General features: G+C 63.6%; 22 protein-coding genes and 1 pseudogene. 5 read left to right on the plus strand and 18 right to left on the minus strand.

What is annotated here, in order from left to right:
* The 10 genes from AC1DT6_RS03185 to AC1DT6_RS03230 form a co-directional block, all read right to left on the minus strand.
* Positions 1-2,550, minus strand: a complete 2,550-nt coding sequence (locus tag AC1DT6_RS03185; RefSeq protein WP_441626162.1) for a glycoside hydrolase family 2 protein — start codon at positions 2,548-2,550, stop codon at positions 1-3.
* A complete protein-coding gene (locus tag AC1DT6_RS03190) occupies positions 2,547-3,530 on the minus strand; it encodes a DUF1839 family protein (protein ID WP_276288172.1) in 984 nt (327 codons plus the stop codon). The genes AC1DT6_RS03185 and AC1DT6_RS03190 overlap by 4 nt, the downstream gene beginning before the upstream one ends.
* The gene (locus tag AC1DT6_RS03195) at positions 3,530-4,507 is read right to left on the minus strand and encodes an amino acid--[acyl-carrier-protein] ligase (RefSeq protein WP_441626165.1); all 978 of its coding nucleotides are present in this window, start codon (positions 4,505-4,507) and stop codon (positions 3,530-3,532) included. The genes AC1DT6_RS03190 and AC1DT6_RS03195 overlap by 1 nt, the downstream gene beginning before the upstream one ends.
* 10 nt (positions 4,508-4,517) lie before the next feature.
* Positions 4,518-5,672 carry an acyl-CoA dehydrogenase family protein gene (locus AC1DT6_RS03200; RefSeq protein ID WP_441626254.1) on the minus strand — a complete coding sequence of 385 codons (1,155 nt, stop codon included), beginning with the start codon at positions 5,670-5,672 and terminating at the stop codon, positions 4,518-4,520.
* A gap of 38 nt (positions 5,673-5,710) precedes the next feature.
* On the minus strand, positions 5,711-5,959 hold the full coding sequence (locus AC1DT6_RS03205; protein ID WP_441626167.1) for an acyl carrier protein: 249 nt from the start codon (positions 5,957-5,959) through the stop codon (positions 5,711-5,713).
* A gap of 104 nt (positions 5,960-6,063) precedes the next feature.
* Positions 6,064-7,467, minus strand: a complete 1,404-nt coding sequence (locus tag AC1DT6_RS03210; RefSeq protein WP_441626169.1) for an undecaprenyl-phosphate glucose phosphotransferase — start codon at positions 7,465-7,467, stop codon at positions 6,064-6,066.
* 106 nt (positions 7,468-7,573) lie between these two features.
* A complete protein-coding gene (locus tag AC1DT6_RS03215) occupies positions 7,574-8,245 on the minus strand; it encodes a phosphatase PAP2 family protein (RefSeq protein WP_441626171.1) in 672 nt (223 codons plus the stop codon).
* A 644-nt stretch (positions 8,246-8,889) separates the two neighbouring features.
* Positions 8,890-9,201, minus strand: coding sequence for a hypothetical protein (locus tag AC1DT6_RS03220; protein ID WP_441626173.1), 312 nt, complete (start codon positions 9,199-9,201; stop codon positions 8,890-8,892).
* A 100-nt stretch (positions 9,202-9,301) separates the two neighbouring features.
* Entirely contained in the window at positions 9,302-9,760 is a 459-nt protein-coding gene (locus AC1DT6_RS03225) for a DNA-binding response regulator (RefSeq protein WP_441626175.1), read from the minus strand.
* Positions 9,761-9,957: 197 nt separating this feature from the next.
* Positions 9,958-10,815 (minus strand): response regulator transcription factor, encoded by an 858-nt coding sequence (locus AC1DT6_RS03230; protein WP_441626177.1) that lies wholly within the window; start codon positions 10,813-10,815, stop codon positions 9,958-9,960.
* Between the two features lie 507 nt (positions 10,816-11,322).
* On the opposite strand from AC1DT6_RS03230, the gene AC1DT6_RS03235 reads away from it, so the two are divergent.
* On the plus strand, positions 11,323-12,969 hold the full coding sequence (locus AC1DT6_RS03235; protein WP_441626179.1) for a phage integrase family protein: 1,647 nt from the start codon (positions 11,323-11,325) through the stop codon (positions 12,967-12,969).
* A 54-nt stretch (positions 12,970-13,023) separates the two neighbouring features.
* Here the strand turns inward: AC1DT6_RS03235 and AC1DT6_RS03240 are convergent, their stop codons facing one another.
* Both AC1DT6_RS03240 and AC1DT6_RS03245 read right to left on the minus strand, forming a co-directional pair.
* Positions 13,024-14,040: a ParB/RepB/Spo0J family partition protein gene (locus AC1DT6_RS03240; RefSeq protein WP_441626181.1), complete on the minus strand. Its 1,017-nt coding sequence runs from the start codon at positions 14,038-14,040 to the stop codon at positions 13,024-13,026.
* A gap of 2 nt (positions 14,041-14,042) precedes the next feature.
* Entirely contained in the window at positions 14,043-14,702 is a 660-nt protein-coding gene (locus tag AC1DT6_RS03245; protein WP_035875292.1) for an AAA family ATPase, read from the minus strand.
* Between the two features lie 365 nt (positions 14,703-15,067).
* Between AC1DT6_RS03245 and AC1DT6_RS03250 the strand changes: the two genes are divergently transcribed.
* Positions 15,068-15,271 carry a cold-shock protein gene (locus AC1DT6_RS03250; RefSeq protein ID WP_006159056.1) on the plus strand — a complete coding sequence of 68 codons (204 nt, stop codon included), beginning with the start codon at positions 15,068-15,070 and terminating at the stop codon, positions 15,269-15,271.
* A 301-nt stretch (positions 15,272-15,572) separates the two neighbouring features.
* On the opposite strand, the gene AC1DT6_RS03255 is transcribed toward AC1DT6_RS03250, so the two are convergent.
* Positions 15,573-16,667, minus strand: a complete 1,095-nt coding sequence (locus tag AC1DT6_RS03255; protein WP_035875187.1) for a replication protein RepA — start codon at positions 16,665-16,667, stop codon at positions 15,573-15,575.
* Between the two features lie 1,814 nt (positions 16,668-18,481).
* Positions 18,482-18,685, minus strand: coding sequence for a cold-shock protein (locus AC1DT6_RS03260; RefSeq protein ID WP_035875195.1), 204 nt, complete (start codon positions 18,683-18,685; stop codon positions 18,482-18,484).
* Between the two features lie 482 nt (positions 18,686-19,167).
* On the opposite strand from AC1DT6_RS03260, the pseudogene AC1DT6_RS03265 reads away from it, so the two are divergent.
* The 3 genes and pseudogenes from AC1DT6_RS03265 to AC1DT6_RS03275 all read left to right on the plus strand — a co-directional run.
* Positions 19,168-19,922 (plus strand): annotated as a pseudogene (locus AC1DT6_RS03265) (solute carrier family 23 protein); the annotation flags it as partial.
* Between the two features lie 579 nt (positions 19,923-20,501).
* On the plus strand, positions 20,502-20,972 hold the full coding sequence (locus AC1DT6_RS03270; protein ID WP_441626184.1) for a hypothetical protein: 471 nt from the start codon (positions 20,502-20,504) through the stop codon (positions 20,970-20,972).
* Positions 20,973-21,097: 125 nt separating this feature from the next.
* A complete protein-coding gene (locus tag AC1DT6_RS03275) occupies positions 21,098-22,468 on the plus strand; it encodes a sigma-54-dependent transcriptional regulator (protein WP_035875198.1) in 1,371 nt (456 codons plus the stop codon).
* A gap of 91 nt (positions 22,469-22,559) precedes the next feature.
* On the opposite strand, the gene AC1DT6_RS03280 is transcribed toward AC1DT6_RS03275, so the two are convergent.
* From AC1DT6_RS03280 to AC1DT6_RS03295, 4 genes are all read right to left on the minus strand, one after another.
* The gene (locus AC1DT6_RS03280; protein WP_441626188.1) at positions 22,560-23,900 is read right to left on the minus strand and encodes a transporter; all 1,341 of its coding nucleotides are present in this window, start codon (positions 23,898-23,900) and stop codon (positions 22,560-22,562) included.
* A gap of 59 nt (positions 23,901-23,959) precedes the next feature.
* Positions 23,960-24,739, minus strand: a complete 780-nt coding sequence (locus AC1DT6_RS03285; RefSeq protein ID WP_441626190.1) for a hypothetical protein — start codon at positions 24,737-24,739, stop codon at positions 23,960-23,962.
* Position 24,740: 1 nt separating this feature from the next.
* The gene (locus AC1DT6_RS03290; protein ID WP_441626192.1) at positions 24,741-25,433 is read right to left on the minus strand and encodes a C39 family peptidase; all 693 of its coding nucleotides are present in this window, start codon (positions 25,431-25,433) and stop codon (positions 24,741-24,743) included.
* 73 nt (positions 25,434-25,506) lie between these two features.
* Positions 25,507-26,313: a hypothetical protein gene (locus AC1DT6_RS03295; protein ID WP_441626194.1), complete on the minus strand. Its 807-nt coding sequence runs from the start codon at positions 26,311-26,313 to the stop codon at positions 25,507-25,509.
* Between the last annotated feature and the right edge of the window lie 9 nt (positions 26,314-26,322).

Raw genomic sequence — 26,322 nt, forward strand, 5'->3', positions numbered from 1 at the left:
CTATGCGTTGTAGCTGACCGGCCGGTCCGCGTTGATGGCGTGAATCTCGCCCGAAGGGATGAGCGCACCCGGGGCGGGGGAGCCGCCGTCATGCATAAGACGGATACGCCGGCTCTCGCCGGGGGCAAGATGAAACCAGTCTTGTGCCGGTTGAAAGACATGATCTTCGATATGCACCCAGCGCGCGAAGCGCTGTGTGCTGATTGTGAGCCACCATTCACCCGCCACGCATTCGACTACAACTTTCAGGCCAGGCGGCTTGAGCGCGCTCGCCCTGCGATCCGGCAGGTAGGCCACCTGGCTCAGCAGTGCACCATCAGCCCCTACAAGCGAGGCCACGACGACGTCGTGCGCCGGCGGACCAAACCGATAGGCGTAGGTGAAATCGAAGAACACATCCATCAGCGACGCGGCCTCGATGCGGTGCGCCTCGCGTGGGGCAAGCACGAGGTCCTGCGTGGCTTCGGCCACCACCGTCTCGCCGTCGCGGTAGCAGCGCAGCGACAAACGCACCTGATGCGGCTCCGGCGATTCGTTGAGCAGGTGCAGGTGCAAGCCGTTGAGCCCCTCGTCCGTGAACAGCAACTGCAGCGGCTGCCAGACCTGCCGCAAGGCATGCCAGGCCGATTTGGGACGCGCGCATGCGTCCACGATCCCCCAGCCCGGCCCCGGCAGGAGATCCTGCAGCTGCCAGACCAGCCCGCCCGCGCAGGTGGAACCCACGCGCCGCCATTCGCTGAAGACATCGGTCATGATCTCGGCCACCACCGCGCGTGACAGTGCCAGATAGCGCCCCGGCCGTTCGTAGCGCAGGCGGGGTGGATCGACGTCATACAGCGTACGCAGATAGAAGTCGCGCACGTCCTCGAAATCCCACGGCGCGCCGGCATCGCGCGGCACGCGTGTCTTCCAGCGCGGATCGTGCAAGGGCTGGCCAAGGTCGTGCTCGGCCAGGGTGCGCTCGCAAGGTACGTTGGCAAACGCCAGGCATTCCGCGGCGAAACGCACATTGGCGAGACGCGCATCCGCCAGGGGGCGCTGGTAGGCGCCCACGCCGTAATAATGGCTGACGCCGGTATCGGGCTGGAAGGGCCATGCGCCTTCGCAAGGTGAGTTGCGCACGTAGACGACATCCGGCCTGTGCGCGGCCACCAGGCCGGGGATCAGCGCTTCGAACAGCGGCTGGCGCCAGGCCGCGCGCGCCGCACCCATCATGGCGGCTTGCTGCTCGGTCTCGCTGCCACCGCACAACACCGCGACGCTCGGATGCGCGCGCGTGGAAACCAGCCACTCCGTCACCTCGCACGCGGCGTCGTCCATCAGCGCGGATCCCGCCATGCCGTCGCTGCCGCCATAGTCGAAATTGGCGAACATGAAGTCCTGCCACACCAGCAGGCCAAGTTCGTCGCAGAGCCGATAAAAGTTCTCGCCCGGATAGCAGGTGACGCCGCTCACACGCACCATGTTCATGCCGGCCCCTCGAGCCAGCGCCAGCCAGCGTCCGACCGTCTCCTGCGCATCCGACAGGCCGTGCAGGTCGTGGCTCGACACGCACGCGCCACGGCAGAAAAGCCGCTCGCCGTTGATGCGCAAGGCAAAGGCGCCCGGCGCAGCGCCGCGGTCGGCCTCGATGGTGCGAAAGCCGATGCGCCCGCATGCCAGCGTGCCGCCCTGCACCGTGGCAACTATGCGGTAGAGATAGGGCTCGCCGTGCGTGTGCGGCCACCACAGCCTGGCATGGGCGATGCGCAATGTGCCAGCCAGCGTGTGGGCATCCAAGCGCCGCAACAGGCCCGCGCAAAGCGGCTCACCGTCACCATCGACGGCACTGAAACTGCCATGCTCTGGCGCTTCTCCCGGAAAATGCAGCCGCAGGGACACCACGCCCTCATGCCCCTCGATCCGGCTGGAGAGATCGGCGCGCATGCCTTGCGATGCATCGTCGCCGGCCGGGTCGAGCAGTTCGACCGGGCGCCACGGCCCCACGGCATGCACCGGGGGGCACCAGCCGGCCATATGGCCGAGCAGGGTGGTGCGCACCGCGCGCAAGGTCGCTGGCGCGATCATCCGTGGCTTCCAGCGGACCGCGCCGCGCTGTGTGCGCAGCCACGGATACATCGCGCGAAAGCACAGGTGCAGTGTATTCTCGCCCGCCAGTTCGACTTCGATCTGATGGCTCACGAACATATGGCGCGTGGTAAGCACCAGCGCACCGTTCAGCCACACCTCGGCCAGCGTGGCCAGGCCGCTGAACCGCAGCACGCGGCGGCCACTGCCCGTGAAGTGCACGCGGTACCAGTGATCGCGCTGGTGCAGCGGTGGCGGCGCGGCATCATCCCATCGGCCGGCGGCACGCAAGGCGCCCGCCACGGTGCCGGGCACGGGCGCAGCCAGCCAGCCGGCGCCCTCCGGCAAGGCGGCCGGGCACCCGGCGGCGCCAGCGGAGGTTTCGAGCCACACCCACTGCCCGGACAACGGCGCGCCTTTGACCGCGACGCCGGGCAATGCCGGCAAGCCGCGCCGATCGGGGGCGAAGTCGCGCGCACTCACCCGCCAACCTCGCCGAAGTAGGCAGCCAACGCCGGCACCGTCGCCTTGTAGGACATCTCGAGCTGATCGAAGCAATCCTGGCAGGGATCGGGCTTGCGGCTGATGACGGCACGCATCAGCCGGAACTGCATCACCATGGCCTCGGAGGCAATGGTGTAGCAAGCCTCGGCGATGGTGTCCGGCAGCGGCTGGCCATGCATCACCAGCCAGCGAAGGTAGCAACCCAGCAGCTCGAAATTGGCGCCCAGCTGGCGCAACACGCTCGACGCATAGGCCTGGAATCCCGGCTCCCCACGCCCCATCATCTGGTCCAGGTGCGCGGGGAAAACCGTACGAAAGGCGCTGATGGGATTGACCCGCGGCCGCCGTCCCAAGTGGCGGCGCAGCATGTCAAGCGAGATCCGCACCAATGCGGCATCGGTCTGGGGAGCAAAGCGGCGCCGCACCACTCTCGCTTGCGGATACGGCGCGATATTCTTGTCCTTCAGTTCCGCCGGCAGCCGGAAGATGGCCTGGTACTCCTCGCCGCTGACCGTGTGGTAGCCGTCGCCATGGTAGTAACCGGCGGTCGAGGCCTCCGGCACCAGCAGGTCCACACCGATGCAGGAACGCGCATGCAGGCGCCGGTAGCCAGCGGCGGCGGCATACGGCAGGTTGAAACTGTCGACGTCAAGCAGTACCACGTTGCCGCGGCATGTCTGCGCGGCAATGTGCCCCTCCAGGTTGTCGTACACGGACAAGTCGTGCACGGTGACACCATAGAGCCGCTCGAGATCACCGAACGGGAAACTGAATAACGTGAACTGATCGCCCTCGAAATCCTGGCTCACGGTAAATGCCAGTGCGGCAATGGGCTCGAGTTCCCAGCCATGCAGAAGCTCTATCCACAGATCGACATTGCAATTTGCGTGCGACCACACCGGGTTCCCGCCGCGCAGACCGAGACCGCCGCGGCCCCCCAACTTGGGTGTTCCATGCATTACGCGCTCCAGAGCCGCTCGCGCACGCCTCGCGGCCAGCGCGCCGGATCGAGTCCATGGTGACGCAGCAGGGCAAGCCCGAGCCGCTCGATGCCAAAGCCCACGCAACCGGTATGCGCGGTGCCACCGTCGTCTGTCCGGATGCCCCACAAAGCACCGAAATGGTCCATATGGTAGTTGAAGCTCATACAGGCGGTAGGCGGCGCCCCGTCATTGACGGGAATCAGCAACTCGAACTTGAGCCGGAGCTCGCGCTGGCTGTCGGCCACGATCTTGCCGCCGCGCCCGAAGAACGGATCATTGGCCACGTCGACTTTCACCGGGAGCTCGAGCGCCTTGCCCAGTTGCAGCCCGCGCTCCATCCATAGCTGACGGAATGCCACGATGCGCTCGGCCGGCCCCAGGCACACGTATTCCCTCTGTCGGAACAACTGCATGCGCGTCGGCTCCAGCGAAGGCTCGTGCCGATAGCAATAGGACAGGACATCGACCACCTTGCCCTGCCACGGCAGCGGTCCCCGGCGCGCCATCACCGGGTAGACCGGATAGCAGGCTGCCGGTGTCAATACCACGCCGGAGAATGCCTGCTGGTCGGTCCACGCGTCGCCATCCTCCAGCCGTGCAAGCAGGCGGCGGTGGCCGCGGTCGTCGCCGCAGAAGCTATGGACGGTGCCCGCCAGCTGGGGAAAGCTCTTCATGTATTCACTGGTCTCGAAGTCAGCCTTTCCGATGGCGGGCGGAAATCGCAGGATCTCGGCGTGCTGGTCGCTGCCGAGCGCGGTGATCGCCGCGTTCAGGCCGTCGGCGATGGCTTCGAAGGTCTCGCTGCGACCGTACAAGCCCTGCACGCCGGTTGGGATCAGGAGGCCTGCGTCGAGCAGCGCCGCGAGAAACGTCGCCGGTCCGGTGCGGGCCGCCGGTGGCTCGTCGGCGCCGCTCGTGGCCAGGGTGTCGCTGATAAGGGCAATGGAATCCATCTTGTTTCTTTCAGGAACGATCTGCCAGCAGCAGGTTGGCGGTGTTGGCCAGGATACGGTCGTTATTGATCATCAGGGGCGCGGACCACAGATCACGCAGATGACGGCCGAGACTATAGGGCGTGCCATGTTTGTAGCCGGCCATGCCGCAAACCAGCATGGCCTGGTGCACCACCTGCAGCGCCATCTCCGAAACCGAAGTCTTCAAGCCGTTCATCTCAGCCGCGAGCGAGAACGAAGCCGATACCGACGCGGCAACGTGACGCTGGCGCTGACGCGCAAGGGCTAGCCCGAGCCGCCCTTCGATCATCTGCAACTGGCCCACCGCCTCCGCGACATGGGACGCCGAGGGCGGCAGCGAACCCGGTCGCGCCCTTGCCTGCCCCCGGAAGAGATTTTTTGCGCGTTGGACCGCGTCGCCTGCGATGCCAAGCCAAAGTGCGCTCCAGAGGATATGCGAGACCGGCGTCATGGTGACGTCGGCGATCTCGCCAAACGCAACGGGCAATACCTGGGCAACCTGCCCGGCCGCTTCAAGCCGGAAGCCGTTGCTGCAGGTGCCGCGCATACCCAGCGTATCCCAGGTATTAAGGCACTGAAGCGTGTAGTCGCCGTGCAGCACGCACACCAGCACCTGGTCCGACGGCGAAGCATCGGCGTGCCGCCGCGCGGTCACGAGGATGCCATCCGCGTACGCACCGTATGAGATGGTGGGCGCGATCTTCAACAGGTGGAATTGGTCGCCGTCGGCGTCGACCGCGCAGCCGCTGTTTCGCAATGCGCCGCCGATGGCTTCCTCCGAGGTGGCGGAGGCCAGCAGAAGCTGCTCGGCCGCGATGCGGGCAAGCAGGCTTTCATGCCACGGACTACCCGCGCCGTGCCCGGCCACGCATGCCACCTGGATCTGGTGCATGGCGTAGATCATGCCGGTGGACGAGCAGGCGGCGCCGAGGATCTGGCAGATGGCCGCGATGGTATCGAGCGATGCTCCCGCACCGTCGTATGCGGTTGGCACCATGGCGCCAAGCAGTCGCTGATCACGCATGGCGGCAAGGGCCTCGTGGGGAAACCTTGCCTCGCGATCTACCTGGTCCCCGTGCTCCGCCGCCACCTCGGCCACGACATGAGCGGCAGCAATCAGCGCCTCGCCGGACGCCGGATCCATGCCAGGCTGCGCCAGCTCCACCCTGGCCAGCGGCGGGCTCACGCTGCCTCCTGCTGCTTGATCTGCTGCACCGCGGTGGCTAGGGAATCAATGCTACGGAACAATTGCCGCGTCAGCATTCGGTCCGGAATCTCGATATCGAAAGCGTTCTCGATGGCAAGCATCACATGCACGGTCGCCAGGGACGACAGGCCTACCTCGTAGAGATCTGTGCCATCGTCCAGCCGGTCTGCCGGAACCGTGAGTCTCGCTACCTCGCCAAGGATGTGACGGATCGTTGCTTTCATGCTGATCTCCAGCGATTGAGACGGGAGCCATTGAACATGGAATCGCCTTGGCGGGGCGTGCGTTCCCCCACCAATAGCGCGGCGAGCGGGGGGATCGCACGAACTCAGAACGCGCTTTTGCCGGTCCATCCGTGCACTGCGGTTCGCAGGATGATGGAGATGTCCAGCTGGAACGACCAGTTGCGGATGTAGTAGATGTCGAACTCGACGCGCTTGCGCATCTTCTCGACGGTGTCGGTCTGGCCGCGCAGGCCATTGATCTGCGCCCAGCCGGTGATGCCAGGCTTGACGCGGTGCCGGAGCATGTAGCGGTCGATCAGCTCCTTGTAGAACTCATTGTGTTCCATCGCATGGGGACGCGGACCGACCACCGACATCTCGCCCCGCAGCACGTTGAGGAATTGCGGCAACTCGTCCAGGCTTGTGCGGCGCAGGAAGGCACCGATGCGCGTCACGCGCACGTCGTCGCGCGTGGCCTGTGTCACACCGGCCTCCTGGTGCACCACCATGGTACGGAATTTGTAGACATTGAACGGAGAGCCGTCCATACCGAGCCTTCTCTGGCGGAACAGCACAGGGCCCGGAGAAGACAACTTGACCAGGAGTGCGATGGTCAGCAGCACCGGCGACAGGCCAAGCACCACGCACAGCGCGAAGACCCGGTCGAAGCTCGCCTTCAACAGCCCGGTGATACCGGACACAGGCGGACTGTTCAGGTCGATCACCGGCATGCCGAGGAAGTCGCTGAATCGGTGGCCGAGCAGTTCCACCGACATGATATCGGGCACCCAGCGCACGTCGACCATGTCATTGCGGAACTGGAACACCACGTCATAGAGGTCGCGGCAGGCCGCCATCGGCAACGTCAGCCAGATTTCGCGCACGCCATTGCTGCGCACAAAGGCACAGACATGCTCCAGCGACTCGAGCCGCGCTACGCCCACCGGGATCGGCTTCTCGCGCTCATCGTAGATGCCGACCACATCGTAGCCCGCGCCGCGGATGCGCTGCACGCGCTGGTACAACTCATTCCCAAGGGTCCCATAGCCGAGGATAACCACGCGCTTGGCATTGAGGCCTTGTTCACGCACGCTGCCCAGCATGCTGTACAGCACCAGGCGCGACGCCACCAGCGCGGCGGCGACGCCGAGCAGCCAGGTCATGGACCACAGCCGGGAGAGCGCGGCAACCTGGTGCATCAGGAAGACTGTGACCAGGCCCAGGAGACAGACCGCGCACCATGCTGCCACCGTGCGCAGCGCCAGCGCAGCCAGGCTGCGGCCGCGCCAGGAACTGTAAAGGCCGCAGGCGGGAAACACCAGCAATGCGCCCACCGCGCACAAGGCGATGAGGAAGCCGTGCACCGGTGAGGCACCGCGGATGCCGTAGGGGAAGAGCAAGGCACCGACCGCCACGCCGCAGGCAGCGATGATGACTGCATCGGCGATGCGGTACAGGATTTGCAGGGCGGCTTGCCGCTCGGCTACAAAGGCTCGGACTGTCGACATGATTGGCCTCCACCTGGCATACCCAAGCAGTGATGGAGACCATGATTGCGCCGCAAGGGCGCCACGTCTGTTTGCTTACGCACACAGACGCCGGCCCCGGCCAGCGTCAGCGCATCAGCGGCACCGGTGCGAGGTGCGTCAACACCTGCTCGTGCCCGCTCTGCAATGCCCAGGAGCTCCATTGTCCGCGCTGGAAGGGCTTGTCACGCCCGGCCAGCCGCGTCGCGAGCACCTCCAGCCAGTGATGCGTAGGCGCGGCGACGCCCGTGACGGGTACTGCCAGCAGCAGCAAAAGCACCAGGCTTGCCGCCACGACCGGGGCCGAGCGTACCGGCCGTGCCGAGCTCAGGATAAAGGGCAGGCTCACGCCAAAGCCAAGGATGAGTCCGCTCAGGACTTCGGAGCTGGAGTGCGCGTCCAGTTCCAGTCGCGAAAAGCCGACCAGCAACGCGAGCAGCATGCCCATGCAGCCGGCGCCAAGCGCAAGGCGTTGCCACGCGTTCGGGACCAGCAGATAGAGCAGTGCCGGCAGTACCGATGCGGCCATCATGCTATGCCCCGAGAAACCAGTGAAATCGAGCGCGGCGCTGCCGATGCCCCAGCCCATGAACGCCAGCTTGGAGACCAGCACCATCGCGGCTGCCACGCCGAAGCTCAGGAACCACCGCCACGCGCTGGCGATAGCGCGGGTGTGGAAGAGCCAGGCGGTGATCAGTATCGCGCCCGGCAGCAGCAGGGAGGTCTCGCCGAAGCGAGTGATGAATTGCCAGTTAAGCATGATTGCGCCGAGGATCGAGTACGCGAGAAAAGTAACACAGTTGAGCCATTTTCCAGTCCCCGCCATCGGCCGGCGGCAGCATCTCCACCCAGCCAAAAGCATGACAAGTCGCAGATGTGCCGGACAAGTAAAGCGGCTGGTCCGTTGCGCCCATTGGGTTGGCGGACATCGCGGGCGCCGCGGCCGACACGCGGTGCGCTGCGTGGCGGATGCGGCTTCTGGTCGATAGGCGTGGCACCGCTGTTTGACTATCGTCTGAAGAGTGGCCCGCCGAGCGGAATCGTGCCGGCCACTTTAGAGCCCGCATGGTCCCCCGGTCGGCGGGCTCTTTTTTTGCTCGCGGTTCCACGGCAAGCGTGCCGATACCGATCAACGCCGACGCAGGCGGGCCGCCAGTCCCGCGCCAGAACAAAACAAATAGGCCACGGTCCGCCACTTGCGCTACGCGGCTGTTACCGTGGCCATCAAGATCCGGCGCAGCACGCGCTGCAACCGAAATGCGCGTGTGCGCATCCGGATTGGCATACGCACCGGATCGCTCCGGTCCCCCGAACACGCGCTTTTCGCCCCCCTTTGCCTTGTCGCCTTGCGACGTCACGATGCTCGCCGATCGTAGCGCCTTGCCTGGCTGGTTAGCGCCGCCGCTAGCCCGTGGCCACGTCATTGCGGCCATCGCATGCCTGCTCGCTCGCTACCACCACGCAATACTCATGGCGGGCAATCAGTCCAGCCCTGACGGTTGCCACCTGCCGGCGCGCTTCCTGCTCGCCGGCGAAGGTCGCCGCGGCGATGGCTGCCGCCTCGCAGCTATAGCGCCGGCCATGCAGTTCGCCGCGATAGAGCAGTGGCCCATCGCGTCCGGTCGTCAATCTGATTTCGTAGCAGCATGCCCACTTGCCCCGGCCTTCGGGCACGGCGAAGCCGCGCACAACCAGGATGTCCACTCCCGCGTCCATATGACCCCCTCTGCAACGCGCGGCGGCCGTATTGAATTTGATATTCCCGGCTTCGCTACCCGCGCGCCTTCAGCATAGTTGCCAACGCTGCCGCCCGCCCTCATCCCCTTGCCGTAGATCCACCTGAACCAATGGGGGAAGGAGCCGGCGCGGGTGTCATGGAGAAGGCTCTGCGGGGAAAACACTGGCCGCCGGCGCGGACCAGCTCCACCGCCGCGCGCGCCTGCTCGGGCGTGGCCGGCACGGTCAGGCACCCGCTCGCGCCAAGGCGGGCGGCATAGCTTGCCACCCCGGAGCCAGGCGCCTCGCACAGGATCAGCCAGCGCCTTGGCGCCAGGCGCGCGCAGAGGGTGTCGACAAGAACCTGCGGGTCGGCGTCCGTGCCGCTGCAATCCAGCAGCGCGAAATCCACTGGAGCCGAAGGCATTTCCGCCGCTGGCGCATCCAGTAGCCATTCGGGAGTCTGTGTCAATACCGGCGTGAGTGATGAGATTTCGCGAAGGTGGCGCAGCAGTCCGCGGCGCAGCATCATATTGTGGGCGAGCAGGAGCGTTGTCATCGACTCGGGTGGACGCGGGTGGACATCCGGCCGGCAAGCACAGGGATCGCCTATCGCATGCGGCACTTGTCAAAAGCGTAGCAACTACAACAAAGCGCCGCCTCGTGCGTTTGGATGAGGCGGCTCATGCCAACGATTGAAGCGCTTGCGGGTTGCCATGCCCCCGCCGGCCAGGCGGGGAGCAGGCGCCGCGCTGCTCAGGCGGCCGCCTGGCAAACAGCGGCGAAATCAACCAGTTGGGCGGCGCCGCGAATCGGCGCGGCGGCAGCCGGGCCCGGCCAGCTCAGTTTCGCGCCGCGCTGCAACGCCACGTAGACCGCCTCGCCCTTGTTGCGTACGTGCAGGCGTTGATACAGGGTGCACGCATGGGTCTTGGCCGTGGCCACGGAAATGTTCAGCAAGCGGCTGACTGTCTTGATCGGATAGCCGCGTGCCAGCAGTGCCAGCACCTCGTACTGGCGTTCTGTAATGTTGAGCAGATGCGAGCCCACTGATGGCGTTTCAGGCTCCGGTGCCACATCGGATGCGCGGCGCGACGGATGTTGGGCTGCGGTTGCGGCCTCGCTATCCGCCTGGCCGGGCCCGGCCCGCACATGCAGCGCCGTTGGGGCGTGGCGCGCATTGTCGGTCGGCCACGCCGAGACGCCATCGGTGCCATGCGCCGCCTGCGCGCGCGCGGGGAAACACTCGCCATCGGCCAGAACAAGGCGGATCGCCGCGTCGAGCATCTCGGCGCTGCAGCCCTTGGACAACACGCCCCGCACATTGTCTGGCATCCGAGCGCTGATCGAGTGGGATGGGATCTGGTCCGACAACACCAGTATCCGCCTGGGCATCAAGGTCTGGCAGATGTCTCCCAACGACTGCCAGCCTGCATCCTGGTCCGGCGGCAAACCATAGACCAACAAATCGGCATGGCAGAGCCATTCGGCAGGATGGGGCAAGGAAGTCGGATCGATGTCGACCAGATCGCCGTGGAGTCCAGCTTGAGTTAACAGATGGCGCAGACCCAGGCGCAGCAGAGGATGTGGCTCGATCAAGAGGATTGTGGCCATGGCCGCTCTCTTTTATTGTTTCGGCATGGCGAGCCCCGCGACAACCCGCACATGCTAACGGAACTGACCGCTATGTTGCGGTTGCAGTCCCATACGATCCGTCCCGTCTCCAGGCCATGGCAGCGCACCCGTCCAGGTTCCGCTGCCCGACTGACCATCCCGTGGAGTCGTTTCGAATCGCCCCGTTTGCGTTTTTTACGCTTTAGATGTTTCTTAAGTCAGAGTTAAAGAACTCTGACTCTGGGTATCAGGATATGCACAGGTGGGGGTGAATGCAAGAGAGGGTTACACCCGTCAAAGGGTGTCGCGCGATGCCAACCGCGCCATGTACGCTACCGAACCGCGCGACGTCGAAACCTGTGGCAGGCGCGATTCGGGGATGGCCGCACGGATTCGGCGCTATAATTATCGGCATTAAATTTCACTATGCATTTCTACCCGGATGCATTTAGCGATCGCTTAAGTGCCTTATGAATCAATATCTTAGCTGCCCGTTTGGGCGTTGTCATGCAGCCCGGTAAGGCCCCCAATCTGAGTCTCACCCGTAGCGAATTTGCGGCCGTCCGCGCCTACGTGCAGGGTATGCCGGCCGCGATGGTTGCCGGGCGCTACCTGTCCGACGACGGCGATGACGACGCCGGTGGCGAGTCCGCACTGCGCTTGCTGCTCGGCCTGCGTGACCGCATGGTACAACTGGCGCACCTGCATAACAGGCAGGATCTGGCCGAGTTGCTCGAGCTCGGCCCCGGCCGCTCCAACCGGGGCATGGACCGGCGCGTGGAAGCCCTGGCCGAACTGGAGCGGCTCGGCACCGCACGGCCGCGTGCGGATCATGGCATCGAGCTATGGTTTGCTCCCGCCCTGGCGCGACGTTTACGCGCCCAAAAGATATCCAATCTGCACATTTTGGTCGAACTCGCCAATCGCCACGGCAGTGCGTGGTGGCGCTCGGTTCCGCGTATCGGGGCGCTCGCCGGGACGGTCATCAACCGCTGGCTGGCCGATCATCGCGATGTCGTCAGGGACGAGCGAGGCGAGCCACTGTTGCGCGAGCATTTTGGCGCCCAGGGCCGCTTGACGGAGGCCGCGCTGGGGCCCCGCCTGCGCCAGCTTGTGCCGTTCGAACTCATGCGCGAGGAGGGGTCCGCGACAGCGCAGATAACCCAACATAATAGTGATGTAACAGGCTCTTTTAGTAGCGATCTTGCGGCCGTCCACGGGTGGCTTGCAGCCAATCGCGCGCAACGGAGTACCTGGTTGGCCTATCGCAAGGAAGCCGAGAGGCTGCTGCTCTGGTCCGCAATGGACCGGCGTAAGCCGCTGGCCGCGTTGGACGGCCAGGATCGTTTGGAGTACTTTGGGTTCCTGCGCAATCCCGGCCCCGTCCGGCTATGGGTCGGACCGCGCGCTCCCAGGGAATCGGCAGCCTGGCGTCCGTTCACCGGTCCGCTGTCGGAAAGCAGCGTGCTTCACGCGTCGCGCATCCTTGGTGCGCTATTTGAGTGGCTGCAGATTCAGGGGTATCTTGCGGACCATGTCTGGCAGCCCGAGACACGGGCCAACGCGCAACGTGCCGCGGTGCCTGCCGGCGTGGGCAGCCCGCTCTCGCTCGATTCCCTTTCCCGGTTTCTGGAGTGGCTGGCTGCTCGGGGGCGGGACGCCGAGGGGCTGCGGTACCGTGCAGCCGAGGCCGCGGTTCGCTTGCTCCAGGAGCAACATATTGGTTTTGCCGACCTGACGACATTCACGCGCGACAAGCTCGGCATGGCCGGCGAACCCGGCTGTGGAGATGAAGCACTCAGCGCTCCGGCACGCATCGCGCTGGAGCGTCACTGGCAAGACCGCGGACTGGACTGGCACGGTCAGGCTGGCCAACCGATCGTGCTGATCGGACCTCCCCGGCTGCCACCCACCGGGCGAGCCAGGCGCAAAGCCGACGTGTCGCCAGGTGCCGGTTACTCGGTGCGGGGCCTGCACGCGCTGTTGAGCCAGGCGATCGAACGCTATCGCGAAGAGGAAGATGCGGGATTCGCGGCGCGCTCTCCGCGTGATCTTGCGGGGCGGCGAACCCGCATGGCACGGGCCGGCGCGCGCGGGCCCGATGCAGGGGCCGCGGCCGGTATCATCGCGTCGGGGACACCGGCCATCGGATGACGCCTCGTGGACGAACGTGCCGCGGCGACCGTCCCCTATGCTGCCGCCCAGCCATCAGCCCGCAGGCTTGTCCAGGCCGAAGCGTGCCTTGAGTGCCTCAACCAGGGCTTCGCGGGCGCCGCGATCGCCCACCTGGACGTCCAGCATCACGCGGCCGGAATCCCACTCCTTGATCGTTCCCAGCAATAGGCCACCATCGCTCCGGATCTTATATTGGCGACTGATTTCCTTGATCTTGCGCGCTTTTCCTTCCTGTGCATGCTTGCGAATGGCCTCGACCTCGCGGCTGGACAAGCCTTCCGCCATGATCCGGGCAGCGAGGTCGCGGGTACGGTCCTCTCCCACGATCTTGCAATATAGAGTCAGTTCGTAACCGGTCGCAATGCCGATTGCACTGGGCCGCTCGCGCATGACACCCAACACAGAATCCGGGAGCCTTAACAGCGCCAGGGTCTTGTTGACGGTCCCGGCGGACATGCCAGTCAGCTCGCAGATATCTTCCTCCTTCTGGACCTTGCCTTCGTCGAGGAGTTGCCGCCAAGCGATTGCATTGTCCAGCGCCGACTGGTCGGAACGCTGTTCATTGAGCAGGAAGGACAAGCGATAGAAATCGAGATCGCTCAGGTTGCTCTCGACGAAACATTCCATCTCGAGCTTTCCCGCCGATGCCAGCGCGCGCTTGCGGTAATGGCCATCGATCAGGATGTAGTGCCCTGGACGCGCCGGATCCGGCGTAGCCAGGCCCGGCGTCTTCTGACCATGCGTGGCTATGGAAGCGGCCCGCTCCTGGACCACCACCGGATCATAGATGCGGCGCGCATTGAACGGATTGTCGTGCAGTTGCGCCAGAGGAACCTTCATCAGGATCCGCCCGTCCCCCTCGTCCTCCATCTCACTTTCAGCGCTGAAAATGGGATTCGGCTCGCGGCTGCGCGCTTGCAACAGACCATTGGGATGCTGCGAAATTGCCGCTTCGGCACGGGCAAAGCGGTCGAGCGCGTCGCCCCGCGTCTTTTCGGCCGCCATTCCGGCCAGCATGCCTGCCTTGAGGCTTTTCAATTTTGTTGCCATACCTATTGCTCAATCAAAGACAAGACTTCGTCGACCATCATGTCGACTTCCTGCACGGACTCGCGCGCGCCCGCCACACCATGCACCGTGCACCCGATCGCCTGGCATTCGCGGAAAGCCGAACGTGAGCCGATCATGGAATGCATCAGGGGCACCTCCGAATCGTCGCCCAATATTTCAATCGCCTGGCGTGCAATGGAAACGCGCCGCTGGACCATGTTTGCCATCACGCGGATGCGGAGCGTCTCGTTCTGGACCTGCGCATGCTGGGCCAGCGTCTTGGCCGCCACGGCAGCCCAGAGATCGGGAGGAGACGGAACGACGGGAATGATCGCCAGATCGGAGATCAACAGGGCGCTTGAGGGAGCCGCCGAATGCACGGCTGGGGGGCAGTCCACCACGATGTAATCGTAGTCCTGCACAAACTTCCTGACCTCGCGATGCATGGCACCCCCAGACGGGGCCAGGCCGATTACCGACGCTGGAAAGGGTCGCTCGTCGCTCGCCTGCGCGGCCCAACGCGTCGCGGTGCCCTGCTCGTCCATGTCTACCAGCATCGAGCGTGCGCCGCGCAAACCGAGCGTACCCGCGAGATGCATGCTGACCGTGGTCTTTCCGCACCCGCCCTTCTGGTTAAAGACCGTGATGATTTTTGCTGGCACTAAGACCTCTCTTTCAGCGCTGAAAGCGCGATTAACTCTAGCCGCAACTTTAGTCAAAGTGACGTGCTGGCTCAACTGTTTTTTGAATTTATATTTAAAATATAAAATTAGTGGAAACATTTCGCTTTATGGAAATGAAAGATTTCCACTTGAAATGCGGCATGAAATACGCCTAAAGTATCGATAGTGCGTCTTTCGGCGCACATGACACAACTAGACAAACTGGTTATGATGCCCGCTACAGTCGAGTCAAGTCGTGTCACCTCGTCGGCGTCCGTTCGGTAACTACGAGAACTTAGCGTGCTTGAACGGTTGTTAGCGTTGTTAGCGTTGTGTACAAGAACTTGCTTCGAAAGGAAATTCACATGGCAACCGGTACGGTCAAATGGTTCAATGAGACCAAGGGCTTTGGCTTCATTACCCCGGACGACGGCGGTGCGGATCTGTTCGCGCACTTCTCCGAAATCCAGGGTTCGGGCTTCAAGACGCTCAAGGATGGTCAGCGCGTCACGTTTGAAGTAAAGCAGGGCCCGAAGGGCTTGCAGGCATCCGCCATCAAGCCGGCCTGATCTCACGAATCACGCCGAAATCGCCGATCACGCGAGGCTCCCGGGCCATGCGTGGTCAGCAAAGCAAAAGGCAAGCGTTTTCGCTTGCCTTTTGTGTTTACACAGCCGGAAGGCCACGCCTCCCCGACCGCCTGTTCCTAGGCACCGTCTCCGCGACGGCTCCCCCATCGGAAGTGCCCGCCAGGCAAGACCCGCGGACAGCCACACGACGCTCCCTTCGTCCGCAGGCACAATATCCTCCAGTAACAAAAAACCCGCGGGCTGGATCAGCCCGCGGGTTCCGCACCACGTGTGGCCAGGATCAGGCCAGCTTGCGAACGCTCGTCCGGGAAGGCTGCAGGATCAGCGCCTTGGAGGAATCGGCGTCCACCTTGGCGCCTGGATAGACGACCAGCACATCCTTAAGCGCCTTGCGGAACAGTGCGCGGAATTTACGCTCGCTCTCGGTTTCCGTGCCGAATTGCATCTGCAAGGCTTCCCAGGGGATCTCAGTGCGGCGCTGGATCGTGAAAAAGCGGTAGGTTAGCCAGGAGTAAACATCGAGCGCGAACGGGGATTGCTTGAGTGCTTTCAACGCACGCATATCCACCGGAACTGGCCGATTAACCAGTTCATTGAAAAACGGCTCCGACAAGACCACGAAACTCTCGAACATGGACCCCTGGCCAGGCTGCATGGGATCCCACCACGTCGACAGCTGGTCTGCCAGCAGGTAGCCAACACGGTCAATCGAAAGGGGTTCGTGGCTCTGGTTTTGGTTCTGGCTGGGCGTTGACTTGTTCTGGACGATCGCAATTGTGGCGGAGAACAGACGGATCATCTGTTGCCGCACCAGGGTCATGGTGCCGCGTTTACCTCCTGTGGCCATCGGAATGCCCAGGTTATACATGAACTCGGACAAGGAGTTGCCAAGCGAGATGCGACGGTCCTCTACGGTTCCCGTAAACTCGCCTCGCTTTTTCTTGGCCATGATTTCCTTGCCGATCCAGGCAAGCATAAGGCGCGGATAGGAGCCGTAGGGATACCCGAGCGACACCGTCTCGGATACCAGTTTCTGGCGACCATTGCTCGCTTTTTCTGAACGCTGCTGAGTGAAATAGCCAGGCTGGATCATCAGCGAAATATTCCCGCTGGTCCGCGTCCACACAGGGGGAGCACCCTTTGGCGCCCGATAAGGCAAGGTGACTTGCACACTGGCCCGGCTCAGAAAGCCGACTTCGCCGCTTTGCCAGGCGTCTTCACGCTCCATGGCCTGGGCTTCGTCAAAGAGCCGCTGGAATTTTTCGGACGGAACCAGACTGTTCTCGTCGCCGGGAACGATGATGCGGGAGGGCTCACTGTCCACATCGGCGGGACCGCGAGACCCAAGGATGGTCTGGTTGCGTTTGATCGGCATATTGGCGTGCTTCGGAATACCCGACTTTTTACGCGAAGCCAACAGCCTTGTCACGCAGAAACGGGTTCAGTAGACGAATTTCCTGCAATGCCGCGTGTTTTGGGGTGGGGGGGTCTCCAGACTGGTCGCATGGTTGCCGGCGGTGGGCAACCCCGGAGGGTTGTCCACGGACGGCAACCCATCAGCTACCGGTAAACGATAAGAGTATGGGTTAACTACTTGTAAACCGTATACGGAGCCCCCAAGGCTCTGATTCTTAAGCGGAAATATGGCCTCGCCGAACCCGATTCTGCGTGAAACCGTACTCGATTCTGCGAAGTGCTGTACCTGATTCTGCGGTATACCGAACCCGTTTCAGCGCAAAGCCCGAACCGGTTTCTGCGGGGATAAGTCGCTGTTCCCACAGGCTTTTCCACAGCCACCCGAGCCAAAAGCGTACCCGTTTCTGCGCATCAAGGGCGCTTTTCGTCACGTATGCCGTTGGGATCCGGTTTGCGGACTAGTTATCCCCGCAGAAACGGGTACGCCGCCCATCCCGCCACAGCCCTTTTTCATCGCGCCCGTACCCAATTCTGCGTAACAAGGGTGCTTGCCGTTCCATTTCCGTACCCAATTCTGCGTGGAGCTATTTGAAATCCGAGGTTCGGCGCCCTGGCGCACTCAAAACGTACCCATTTCTGCGGCGTACCCAATTCTGCGAATCGTGGATTCCGTTGCTTCACAGTGCTTGGCGTACCCGTTTCTGCGGGCCCAACAAGCCAGGTTTCCGCTCACCGCGTACCCGTTTCTGCGTATATCCGTTGCCACTATTTCCCGCAAGCTGGTTCTCCTTTCCATTATACACAAGCTTCTTACTGAAAGCGAGTACTTGCACTCAAGGATCATAAATAAATTAAAGGCTTTCCGGTGGCGTACCCGTTTCTGCGTGCTGTTGGTGGTGAGGGGATGGTGGCGTGCCCCGGCGGCGCGCGATGACTTGACGGGCGCGTACCCATTTCTGCGACGGAAGGAACACCGTCGTCGCGTCTGGGGTGTACCCATTTCTGCGGGGGAGCACGGATTTCCTCGCCGCGGCAAGGAATTGGCGTGGCGCCAGGTGACGCGGGGGCTCTGCGCGAGGGGGGCAACTGCGTCACGGTGCCCGAAAGCCGCGCTCCGTACCCGTTTCTGCGCGACGGGCGCGCTTGCACTAGTGATTGGCCTGGCCCAAAAAATGAGGGGGCGTACCCGTTTCTGCGTTGCGGCGTTGCATCACCGCGCCGCTTGCGGAGAGGTATTCGCCCAGCCTTGGGGGCGTGGAGGGCAGATCTGGCGCAGGGCGTACCCGTTTCTGCGTGATGACTTGCTGCGTCACAGCCGGCAAACGCCGCTTAGTTGCCGACGCGAAGCGCCCGAATGATGAGGCGTACCCATTTCTGCGTGGTTTCTGGCCATCGGGAATGGCCGCGGGTGCTCAATGCGCCTTGGGCGTACCCATTTCTGCGGAGTGATTTGGGGGTCCGGGAGTTCTCTTTAGCCCCGCCGCAGGCAAGCGTACCCATTTCTGCGTGCGTTGCCGGGAGCGTTTTCGCCAATGGGGCTGATTTGGGCCGGCAGGCGGCGGCGCAATGGCACTGCTTGGGGCCGCCAGTGCGCTGCGCTGCCGGCATGGATGCCGCACGGTTGGCGGTCCGCCGTAGCGTGCCGAGTGGGTGGAGGGCCATGCCTGACTGATCCGCCGCGCACGCAGTACGCGCGGGCGAAAAAAAACCCCGCCTCGAGAGGCGGGGTTTTCCTGACTGGGCGCACCCCAGGGCGGGGTGCCAGTCTATTGCTTACAGCGGCGTGATGTTCGCGGCTTGCAGGCCCTTCGGGCCGTTCTTGACTTCGAACGACACACGTTGGTTTTCCTGCAGCGACTTGAAACCTTCCGAGCGGATTTCAGAGAAGTGCGCGAAGAGATCGTCACCGCCAGCGTCCGGCTTGATGAAACCGAAGCCCTTGGCGTCGTTGAACCATTTAACGATACCGGTTTGCATGGTATTGCTTTTCCTGGGAAAAATTTAAAAGAAACGGATAGCTCACGCGTATCCGAGCAAAGCAACTCAAGGAAAGGACACCATGGACAACGGAAGTACCATGACGGTGGCTAACGAATGTGCTGTTGCCTCGTCGCTTGAATCTAGCGGGGTTTATACGGCGGATTAGCGTCAGCGTCAAGGTAGGGTGATTCTGGATGCCTGCCCGGATCCACTGCCGATCGTCGTGGGATCATCACATTTTTCAGATGATGCCTATTGGCCGGCAGCGGTGCCGGGGGGAAGAAATTGCTAGACAGTACGCTTGGCCGCACATGCGCAGCGTCAGTAGCCCGGGCAGGAACCCGCCAGCAAACCAGTCTACCCGCAGGTGCCGCCGGAGTTTCGCAGGTGGAGCGCTTGTTCAAGTTAAGCGAGCACCGACCGACGCGCGCATCGAGTTGCTGGCCGGGCCAACCACGTTCCTGACCATGGCCTACACCGCCGGCTTCTTCGTGATCCTGGCACGCGATCACCTTAAGGTCAAAGGCGCGATCCTGATCGGCATCCTGCTTACCACCATCCTTAGCTTCGTAGTCGGCGACAACACGTTCCATGGCCCTCCATTGCGCCGACCCTGCTCAGGCTCGATATCTCCGCCGCCCTGTCGATCGGCATCATCAATGTGGTGCTGGTGTTCTTCCTGGCGGAGTTGTTCGACGCCACCGGCACCCTGATGGGCGTGGCCAATCGCGCCGGCTTGCTAAAGGCGGGCAAGATGGACCGGCTTAACAAGGCACTGATGGCCGATAGCACGGCGATCATGCCGGGATATTTTCTCGGCACCTCGTCGTCCACCACCGCCTATATCGAAAGCGCATCAGGCGTGCAGGCAGGTGGATGGATCGGGCTTACCGCGGTCACGGTGGCGACGCTCTTTCTCGCCAGCCGGTTCATCGCTCCGCTCGCGGGCACCGTGCCCGGCAATGCCACGGCGCCGGCGCAGTTCTACGTGTCTCGCCTGATGTTGCGCGAGCTGGTGGACCTGGACTGGAGCGATGCGACCGAGGTGGTACCCGCCATGCTGACCGCGCCTGGCATGCCTTTCACCTATTCGGTGGCAAAGGGCGTGGCTTTTGGCTTCATTACCTATGCGGGGCTCAAATTGTTGACAGGGCAGGCCCGCACGGTCCCGGTCCTGGTGTGGATCATCGCCGCTGTCTTTGTCTTCAAGTTCTATCACTTGCCGGGGCATTGAGCCCGCAACCGCGATTGGCCCGCGGCGACGCGCGTACCCGTTTCTGCGTCGCCCGCGGAGCGCATTGCCGCCTCCGGGATCGCTGGGGCGTACCCGTTTCTGCGCACCCGCCGAAACGTGCCCGGGGCTTGCCAGGCTCCCGAACTGTCGTTCTTTTTACACAAAAAGTAAGTGGCTAATTACCTCGCAAGGCAGATGATCGTGGTCATGTGGCTCATACGAAAGGATGATATTCGGCTGAGTGCCCATACTGAGGGCTGGACAAACAGGCCCAAATGCACTGAACTAGAGGCGTGGCAGATAGCGGGGCGCTTTAAGGGCGCCCCTTCTTGACTCCGGCACTCCGGGGTCGCGCCGCTGGCGCAGTGTAGTCAGGCCTGAAAATTTAGACAGAAACAAGTCCACCGCACACAGACGGCAAGGACTGAACGATCAGACCATCGTCCAGATGGCTTCGCCACCACGAAAGGAGCGCGCGGATACACGCCCGCCCGATTAGAAAAGCAAACAATAAGATCAAACATAAGTGGTAATCGCGAACGTGTAGTGCCGGGGGTGTTGTTCAACGGGGATCACATCATGACCGCAGGAGAAATCCGGCGACCCGCCATGGGGCCCATCAGCGAGTCCGCCAGCCTGTCCATTCACCGTGCCTGGTTGGCTTTGGGAGAAGCCGCAGCCGAGGCACCGCGCCGAAGCCGCATCAGCGAGCGGGGCGATCCTGCCGCCAGTACCGTCGACGCATTCCTGAGCCAGGACGAGACGCTCCCGCCCCATGTGCGGGCAGCGATCGAGCAATTGCTGCAGCGGCAACGCTCGCTCGAAAGCGAACTGTCCCGCCAGCGTGAGTTGCTGCAGGAATGGATCCTTAGCCAACTGACCTACAAGGCGCTCTATTGCCGTTACTCGGGCCAGTCGCTGGAGGCACCGCGCAGCGAGCTGACGCGCGAGAAAGACGAGGTGCGCCGGCGTATTCGCGAGCAGCTCCAGGCCGGGGGCGACCACACCGCCATTCTCGGCGAGCAGTCCCGCAGCCAGTCCAAATCGTAATGCCGACGTTGCGCGTGGGGGAGCCTCCCCAACCGACTCAGCTTGGCCGCAAACAGAGCCCGCATCAGAGCGCGGCCGTGGCGGAAGCTGGAATAGTCAAAGTGCTCAATGTCAGGGAGAACGTTATGGACCGACTGTGCAAGGCGGCGACACGCACCGCACAGGTGCTGGTCGTATCGCGCCACGAACCCTATGGATTTGACCCGGCCCAGTTCGGCTCCGGCTGGGAGATTCGCCATATTCAGCAGATCCGGGATCTGAGCCGGGTCGTACGGGGCAGCGCGCCGATGGCTGGCGTGCTCGATCTCGAGAGCGAATACAGCGATGCCGACCTGATGCAGCTCGAACAAAGCCTGCAATACCTGCACGTGATGTGGGTGGCGATCACGTCGTCGCGCATGCTGGAAGACGAACGCGTGCGGCGCTTGATACGCGACTACTGCGTGGACTACGTGCGCACGCCGTTCTCGTTCAGCGAACTGCTCTACACGCTCAAGCACGCGCACGGCATGGCCTGCCTGCATGGCGCCCGCAGCCACGAACTGATCGGCCACGGACCGATGATCGGCGAGTGCGCGGCCATGCGTTCCATGTTCCGCTCGCTAGCCAAGGTGGCGCACAACGAGGCGCCCGTATTTATCTCCGGCGAGTCCGGCACCGGCAAGGAGCTGGCGGCGCAAGCCATCCATGAAGCCTCGAGCCGCCGCAAAGGTCCGTTCGTGGCGATCAATTGCGGCGCAATCCCGCCGCACCTGGTGCAGTCCGAATTGTTCGGCTACGAGAAGGGCGCGTTCACCGGCGCCAACCAGCGCAAGATAGGCTGGATCGAGCAGGCGCAGGGCGGTACCCTGTTCCTCGACGAGATTGGCGACCTGCCCCTGGAAAGCCAGGTAGCCCTGCTGCGCTTCTTGCAGCAAGGCACTATCACCCGGCTAGGCGGGCACCAGTCGATCCCGCTGGATTTGCGCATCATCTCGGCGACACACGTGGACCTGGTGGCGGCCCAGTCGGACGGTCGCTTCCGCGCCGACCTGTTCCACCGGCTATGTGTGCTGACCCTGTCGATCCCGCCATTGCGCGAACGCGGCGAGGACATCCTGCTACTGGCCAACTCGGTACTCGCCGAACATGGCCACGAGGCGCACCGGCGCATTCGCGGATTTTCGCCGTGCTCCACCCAGGCCATGATGCAATATGAGTGGCCCGGCAATGTACGCGAACTGATCAACCGGGTACGGCGCGCCATCGTGATGACCGATAACCGCAAGATCACCGCGGAGGACCTGCAGCTGCACGGTGGCAGCGACTCACCGCGCAAGACCCTGGATGCGATCCGCGAAGAGGCTGAGCGTGAGGCGATCCGTACCGTGATGGCAAGTCACGGCTTCCATGTGGTGCCGGCCGCGCGCGAACTCAACGTCTCGCGGGTCACGCTATACCGGCTGATGCACAAGCACAATATCCGTATCGAAGCGCGCCCCGGCGCCGGCGACTAACAACACATCGCCGCAGAAGCGGCATACAGGACGGAAGCGGGCTGCGGCCCGCCTTTTTTTTGGGGGAGGGGACGGGAGCGACCTACCCGATTCAGAACGTATAAGGGAAGCGCAGCGTCACTGTGTAGTTCGCCGCGTCGGGTGTCAGCCCGAGGCCGATCGCGGCGCTCACCGACCAGCCTTTGGTAATCACGTGATTCAAGCCGAAGGTCATGGTGGCCACATTGGATCGGCTGCCGATCACGGTCTGCGTAACGCCGGCGGTGGTGACCTGCGTGCTGCCCGAAATGGAGGCATTGAAGGCCAGCGACATCGACGTGCGGTCGTTTAGCGCGAGCGCGAGGCCGCCGCCAAAGCCGAACGTGTCGCCCAGCTTGACGTCGGCCGGCGTGACCTGTCCCTGCACCGAGGAAATATCGCTCACCGAGCGCTTGATGTTGTAGGTGTAGCTGGCATTCACGAACAGCACCACCGGGTCGTAGGTCTTGAGCAGCGACAGGCCGGCGGTAACGGCCCATACGCCGTTGCCCGTGGGCAACTGGTCGGCGATATTGAGATTGTTGTTGTTGGGGTCCGCCGGAACCAGCTTGATGCCGAACGGCGAGCGCCCGGTGGGTGCGCGTACGCGGATGCTGCCGACGACGTCGGGTGCCGCGCCGCTCTCACGCAGGAACTGATAATACAACCCCATGCTGATGTCGCCCGGCGCTGCCGTGCTGAGCGTCGCGTCGGACAGGTTCGAGGCGGAGCCGCCCGCACCGCCGGAGAGGAAATTGGTATTGCGGTAGATGAGCGGCAGGTCGAAATCCATCGAAAAGCGGTCGGAGAGACCATAGCGCGCGATGGTGTCGTAGGTGAGCGTGTACGACTTGGTCTGGTTGAGATTGATGGTGCCGAGGAAGATGGCATCCAGTGCCAGGAAGCCGGACAGCGACAGCGCGCGCCGGTCGTAGTAGCTATAGATGAAACCGCTGTCGATGGTCAGGCGCCGCTCGAATAGCGGCGCGTGCTCGCTCTGGTAGACCAGATCCTTGCTCTGCACGCGTGCCTGCTGCTGGGTTTCGCGCGCATCCGAACCCACTACAGGGGTATCGCTGCCGGAAGTCGCGGTGGCTGCGGCTGTCGCGCCAGGTGTGGCAGGGCTGGCCTCTTGTGCCAATGAGGGAACACCGGCGGCGGTCATGGCACCACCAGCGTTCCCCTCGGCACTGCTCCCCGTTCCCCCTGCCACCCCTCGTCCGCGCGCCCCGACCATTTCCAGGTCGTTCAGGCGCTGCTCGAGAGCCTTGATGGTCTTTTGCTGTTGCTCGACCAGATTCGTCAGCCGTTCGATCCGCTCGTCTGTGCTGGGCTGGACGCTGACCTGGGCCCACGCGCCAGTGGAGATCAGGGTACCCGCCAGGGTACCCAACAGAGCGAATTCGTTCTTCATCTTTCCCCCCGGAAATCTGAATGGGCGCGATGCGGGTGCGCCAGCCCTTGCATGGTGGATTATCGTCGCATCGTCGCCATCGCCGCTAGTGCGTCCCGCATGCTGGTTTGGGTCAGTTGCCGGCTTGACAGTTGCTGCACCTGCAGCGTGATGTTGGTGAGGTTGAGCACTTGCTGCGCGTCGCCGGTGATGCGCGCGGTCTGCATCAGGCTGCCGGTCTGCGCATTCTGCGTGGCGCTGCCCGCGGCCGATTGAATGGCCACCGAGACGCCACCGCCAGCAGCGATCGTGGCGCTGGCAGTGATGCCGTTGCCCTGAGCTACTTGCGGTGCCGGGTTGCTGTTGCCCGTCGCCGCCTGGATGGGCGCGGTCTGCGTCGTGATGGTACTGACGTTGCTGGCTGAGTTGGCGTCGCCCGCGATCTGCGTGACCTGGCCCACGCCCGCCACCTGCACTGCGGAGCTGGCCACGCCGCCATTGCCCTGCACGTTGCCAGGCGCCAGGCTCTGCACCTGCGCCGACAGGCTGGCGGTGGCCTGGGAAACCGCCCTGGCGGCGGCCAGGTTGGCGGCCGCCACGCGCGCGCTCGCCGTCGCGATCGCCGTGTCGTTCTGCCAGCGCGAGACCATCTCCACCACGAAGCCGCTGACCAGGCTCGCACCCATGTATTTGCCGCGCACGGCCGCCAGTTCGTCGTCACCGACGAGCTCTGCCATGACCGGCGAGGCAACCACCTCGCTCAAGTCGTCCGTCACGGCAGAGGCGCGGGCGGCGGCCGATGCGGTCAGCGCCACGCTGGCCGAGCAGCTCAGGCAGAGGAGGCGAAGCGCGGCGTCCATGTCAGAAGTAATCCATCCGGATCAGGCCAAAGTCCAGCGCTGCGGGCACCATGCCGCCGGCCAGCGCGGCGTTGGTCCGCTCGCGCAAGGCAGGCGCGGTGATGTTGAGCAGCGGCGAGTTCGGGTCGAACGGCCGGCCGACGATGGCGAACACCAGGCCGTTCCAGTTGGCCGCGAAGTCCTCCTCCTTGATGATGCGGTTCCCCAGCGCAGGGTCGGCGACAAACACGCGCCCGTCTATTGCCTTGCGCACCACCACGAAATGCAGGTAACCGTTGACGTCGAGCAGGGTGATGACCGGGATCTTGAGTTGCCGCAGGGCGCTGTAGTCGACCCGGAAACCTCGTCCGCGCAGGCCGAGCGTCTCCACGTAGTTGCGCATGTCGAGCATGGAGAAGCCGTTCTTGACCACGGTGTCGGCGTCGGCGATGCGCAGCATGTCCTCGACGATCCTGGGCTCCGCCAGGTCAAAGCCATAGCCGTAGCGAAGCAGCGTACCCACCGCGGCCGCACCACAACTGAAGTCAAGTTGCTGGCGCATCATGTTCTGGTAGCGCATCTCGAGCATGCTCTTGACAGGCTTCCTGAGCATCGGCTGGCCGTCGATGTCGATTGTCATCGTGCTCTGACCGTGAGCGCCGAGTGCCGCTGCTAGCAGTACGCATGCCCCGGCCATGCGGAATAGCGCGCGCATGACACATCCCCCCGTTGGGCGGGATGAGCCGGTACCCCCCGGTACCCGGCTCTCCTGCCGCGTTTATCCTGCTTCAATGGGCCGCGGTGGAAATCGCGAGCCCGTTGCTCTGCACGTTGCCGGCGCCGGCGGCGATGTTGACGCCGATATTGCCGACTGCGTTGACCAGGGCGCTGCCACTGAGCGTGGCAGCGTTGCTCGGCCGGCAGCCGCACATGGACAGATCGTTGCCGTAAGTCGTCTGGTCGTTTGAGGCGGTCGCCTTGGCCAGCACGCCGACTGGCGCACCGTTGCGGCCACCGCTGTTGCCGCTGCCCGTATTGACCGAGGCGGCCAGCGAATTGCTCTGCAGGTTGCCGGCGCCGGCAGCGATGTTCACACCGACATTGCCCTTGGCCCCGGCCAGCATGTTGTCGCCCATGCTGGCGCTGTTCGCCGCGCCGACCATATGCACGCCGTTATCCCCGGTCTTCTGGCTGGAGAAAACCTGCGCCGAGGCGAACACGTCCGACGCATCGATGCTGGCCAGCGCGGCCTGGTTGGATTGGCCATTACCCGCGCCTGCGGAAATGTTCACGCCGATATTGCCCTGCGCATTGAACAGCGCGTTGCCGCCGCCGGATGCGCTATTGCTGGACGGGCCGATACGCACGTTATTGTCGCGCGCGCTCTGCTGGCTGTTGACCACCGCGCCCGACTCGGACTTGAAGCGGATGTCGCCCCAGGCAAAGCCGAAGCCACGGACGTAGATGTCGTTGCTGATGGCGGTCTGGTTGAAGATATCGGCATCGTCCGGCCGATCGAAATAGCTGAAGCCGCCCGCAAACGCGCTGGTGGAAAGCGCGGTTATCGCTGCGATGGCGAGGATTTTCGTTTTCATGATTTTCTC

It is taken from the genome of Cupriavidus sp. 01L45, from assembly GCF_056399885.1.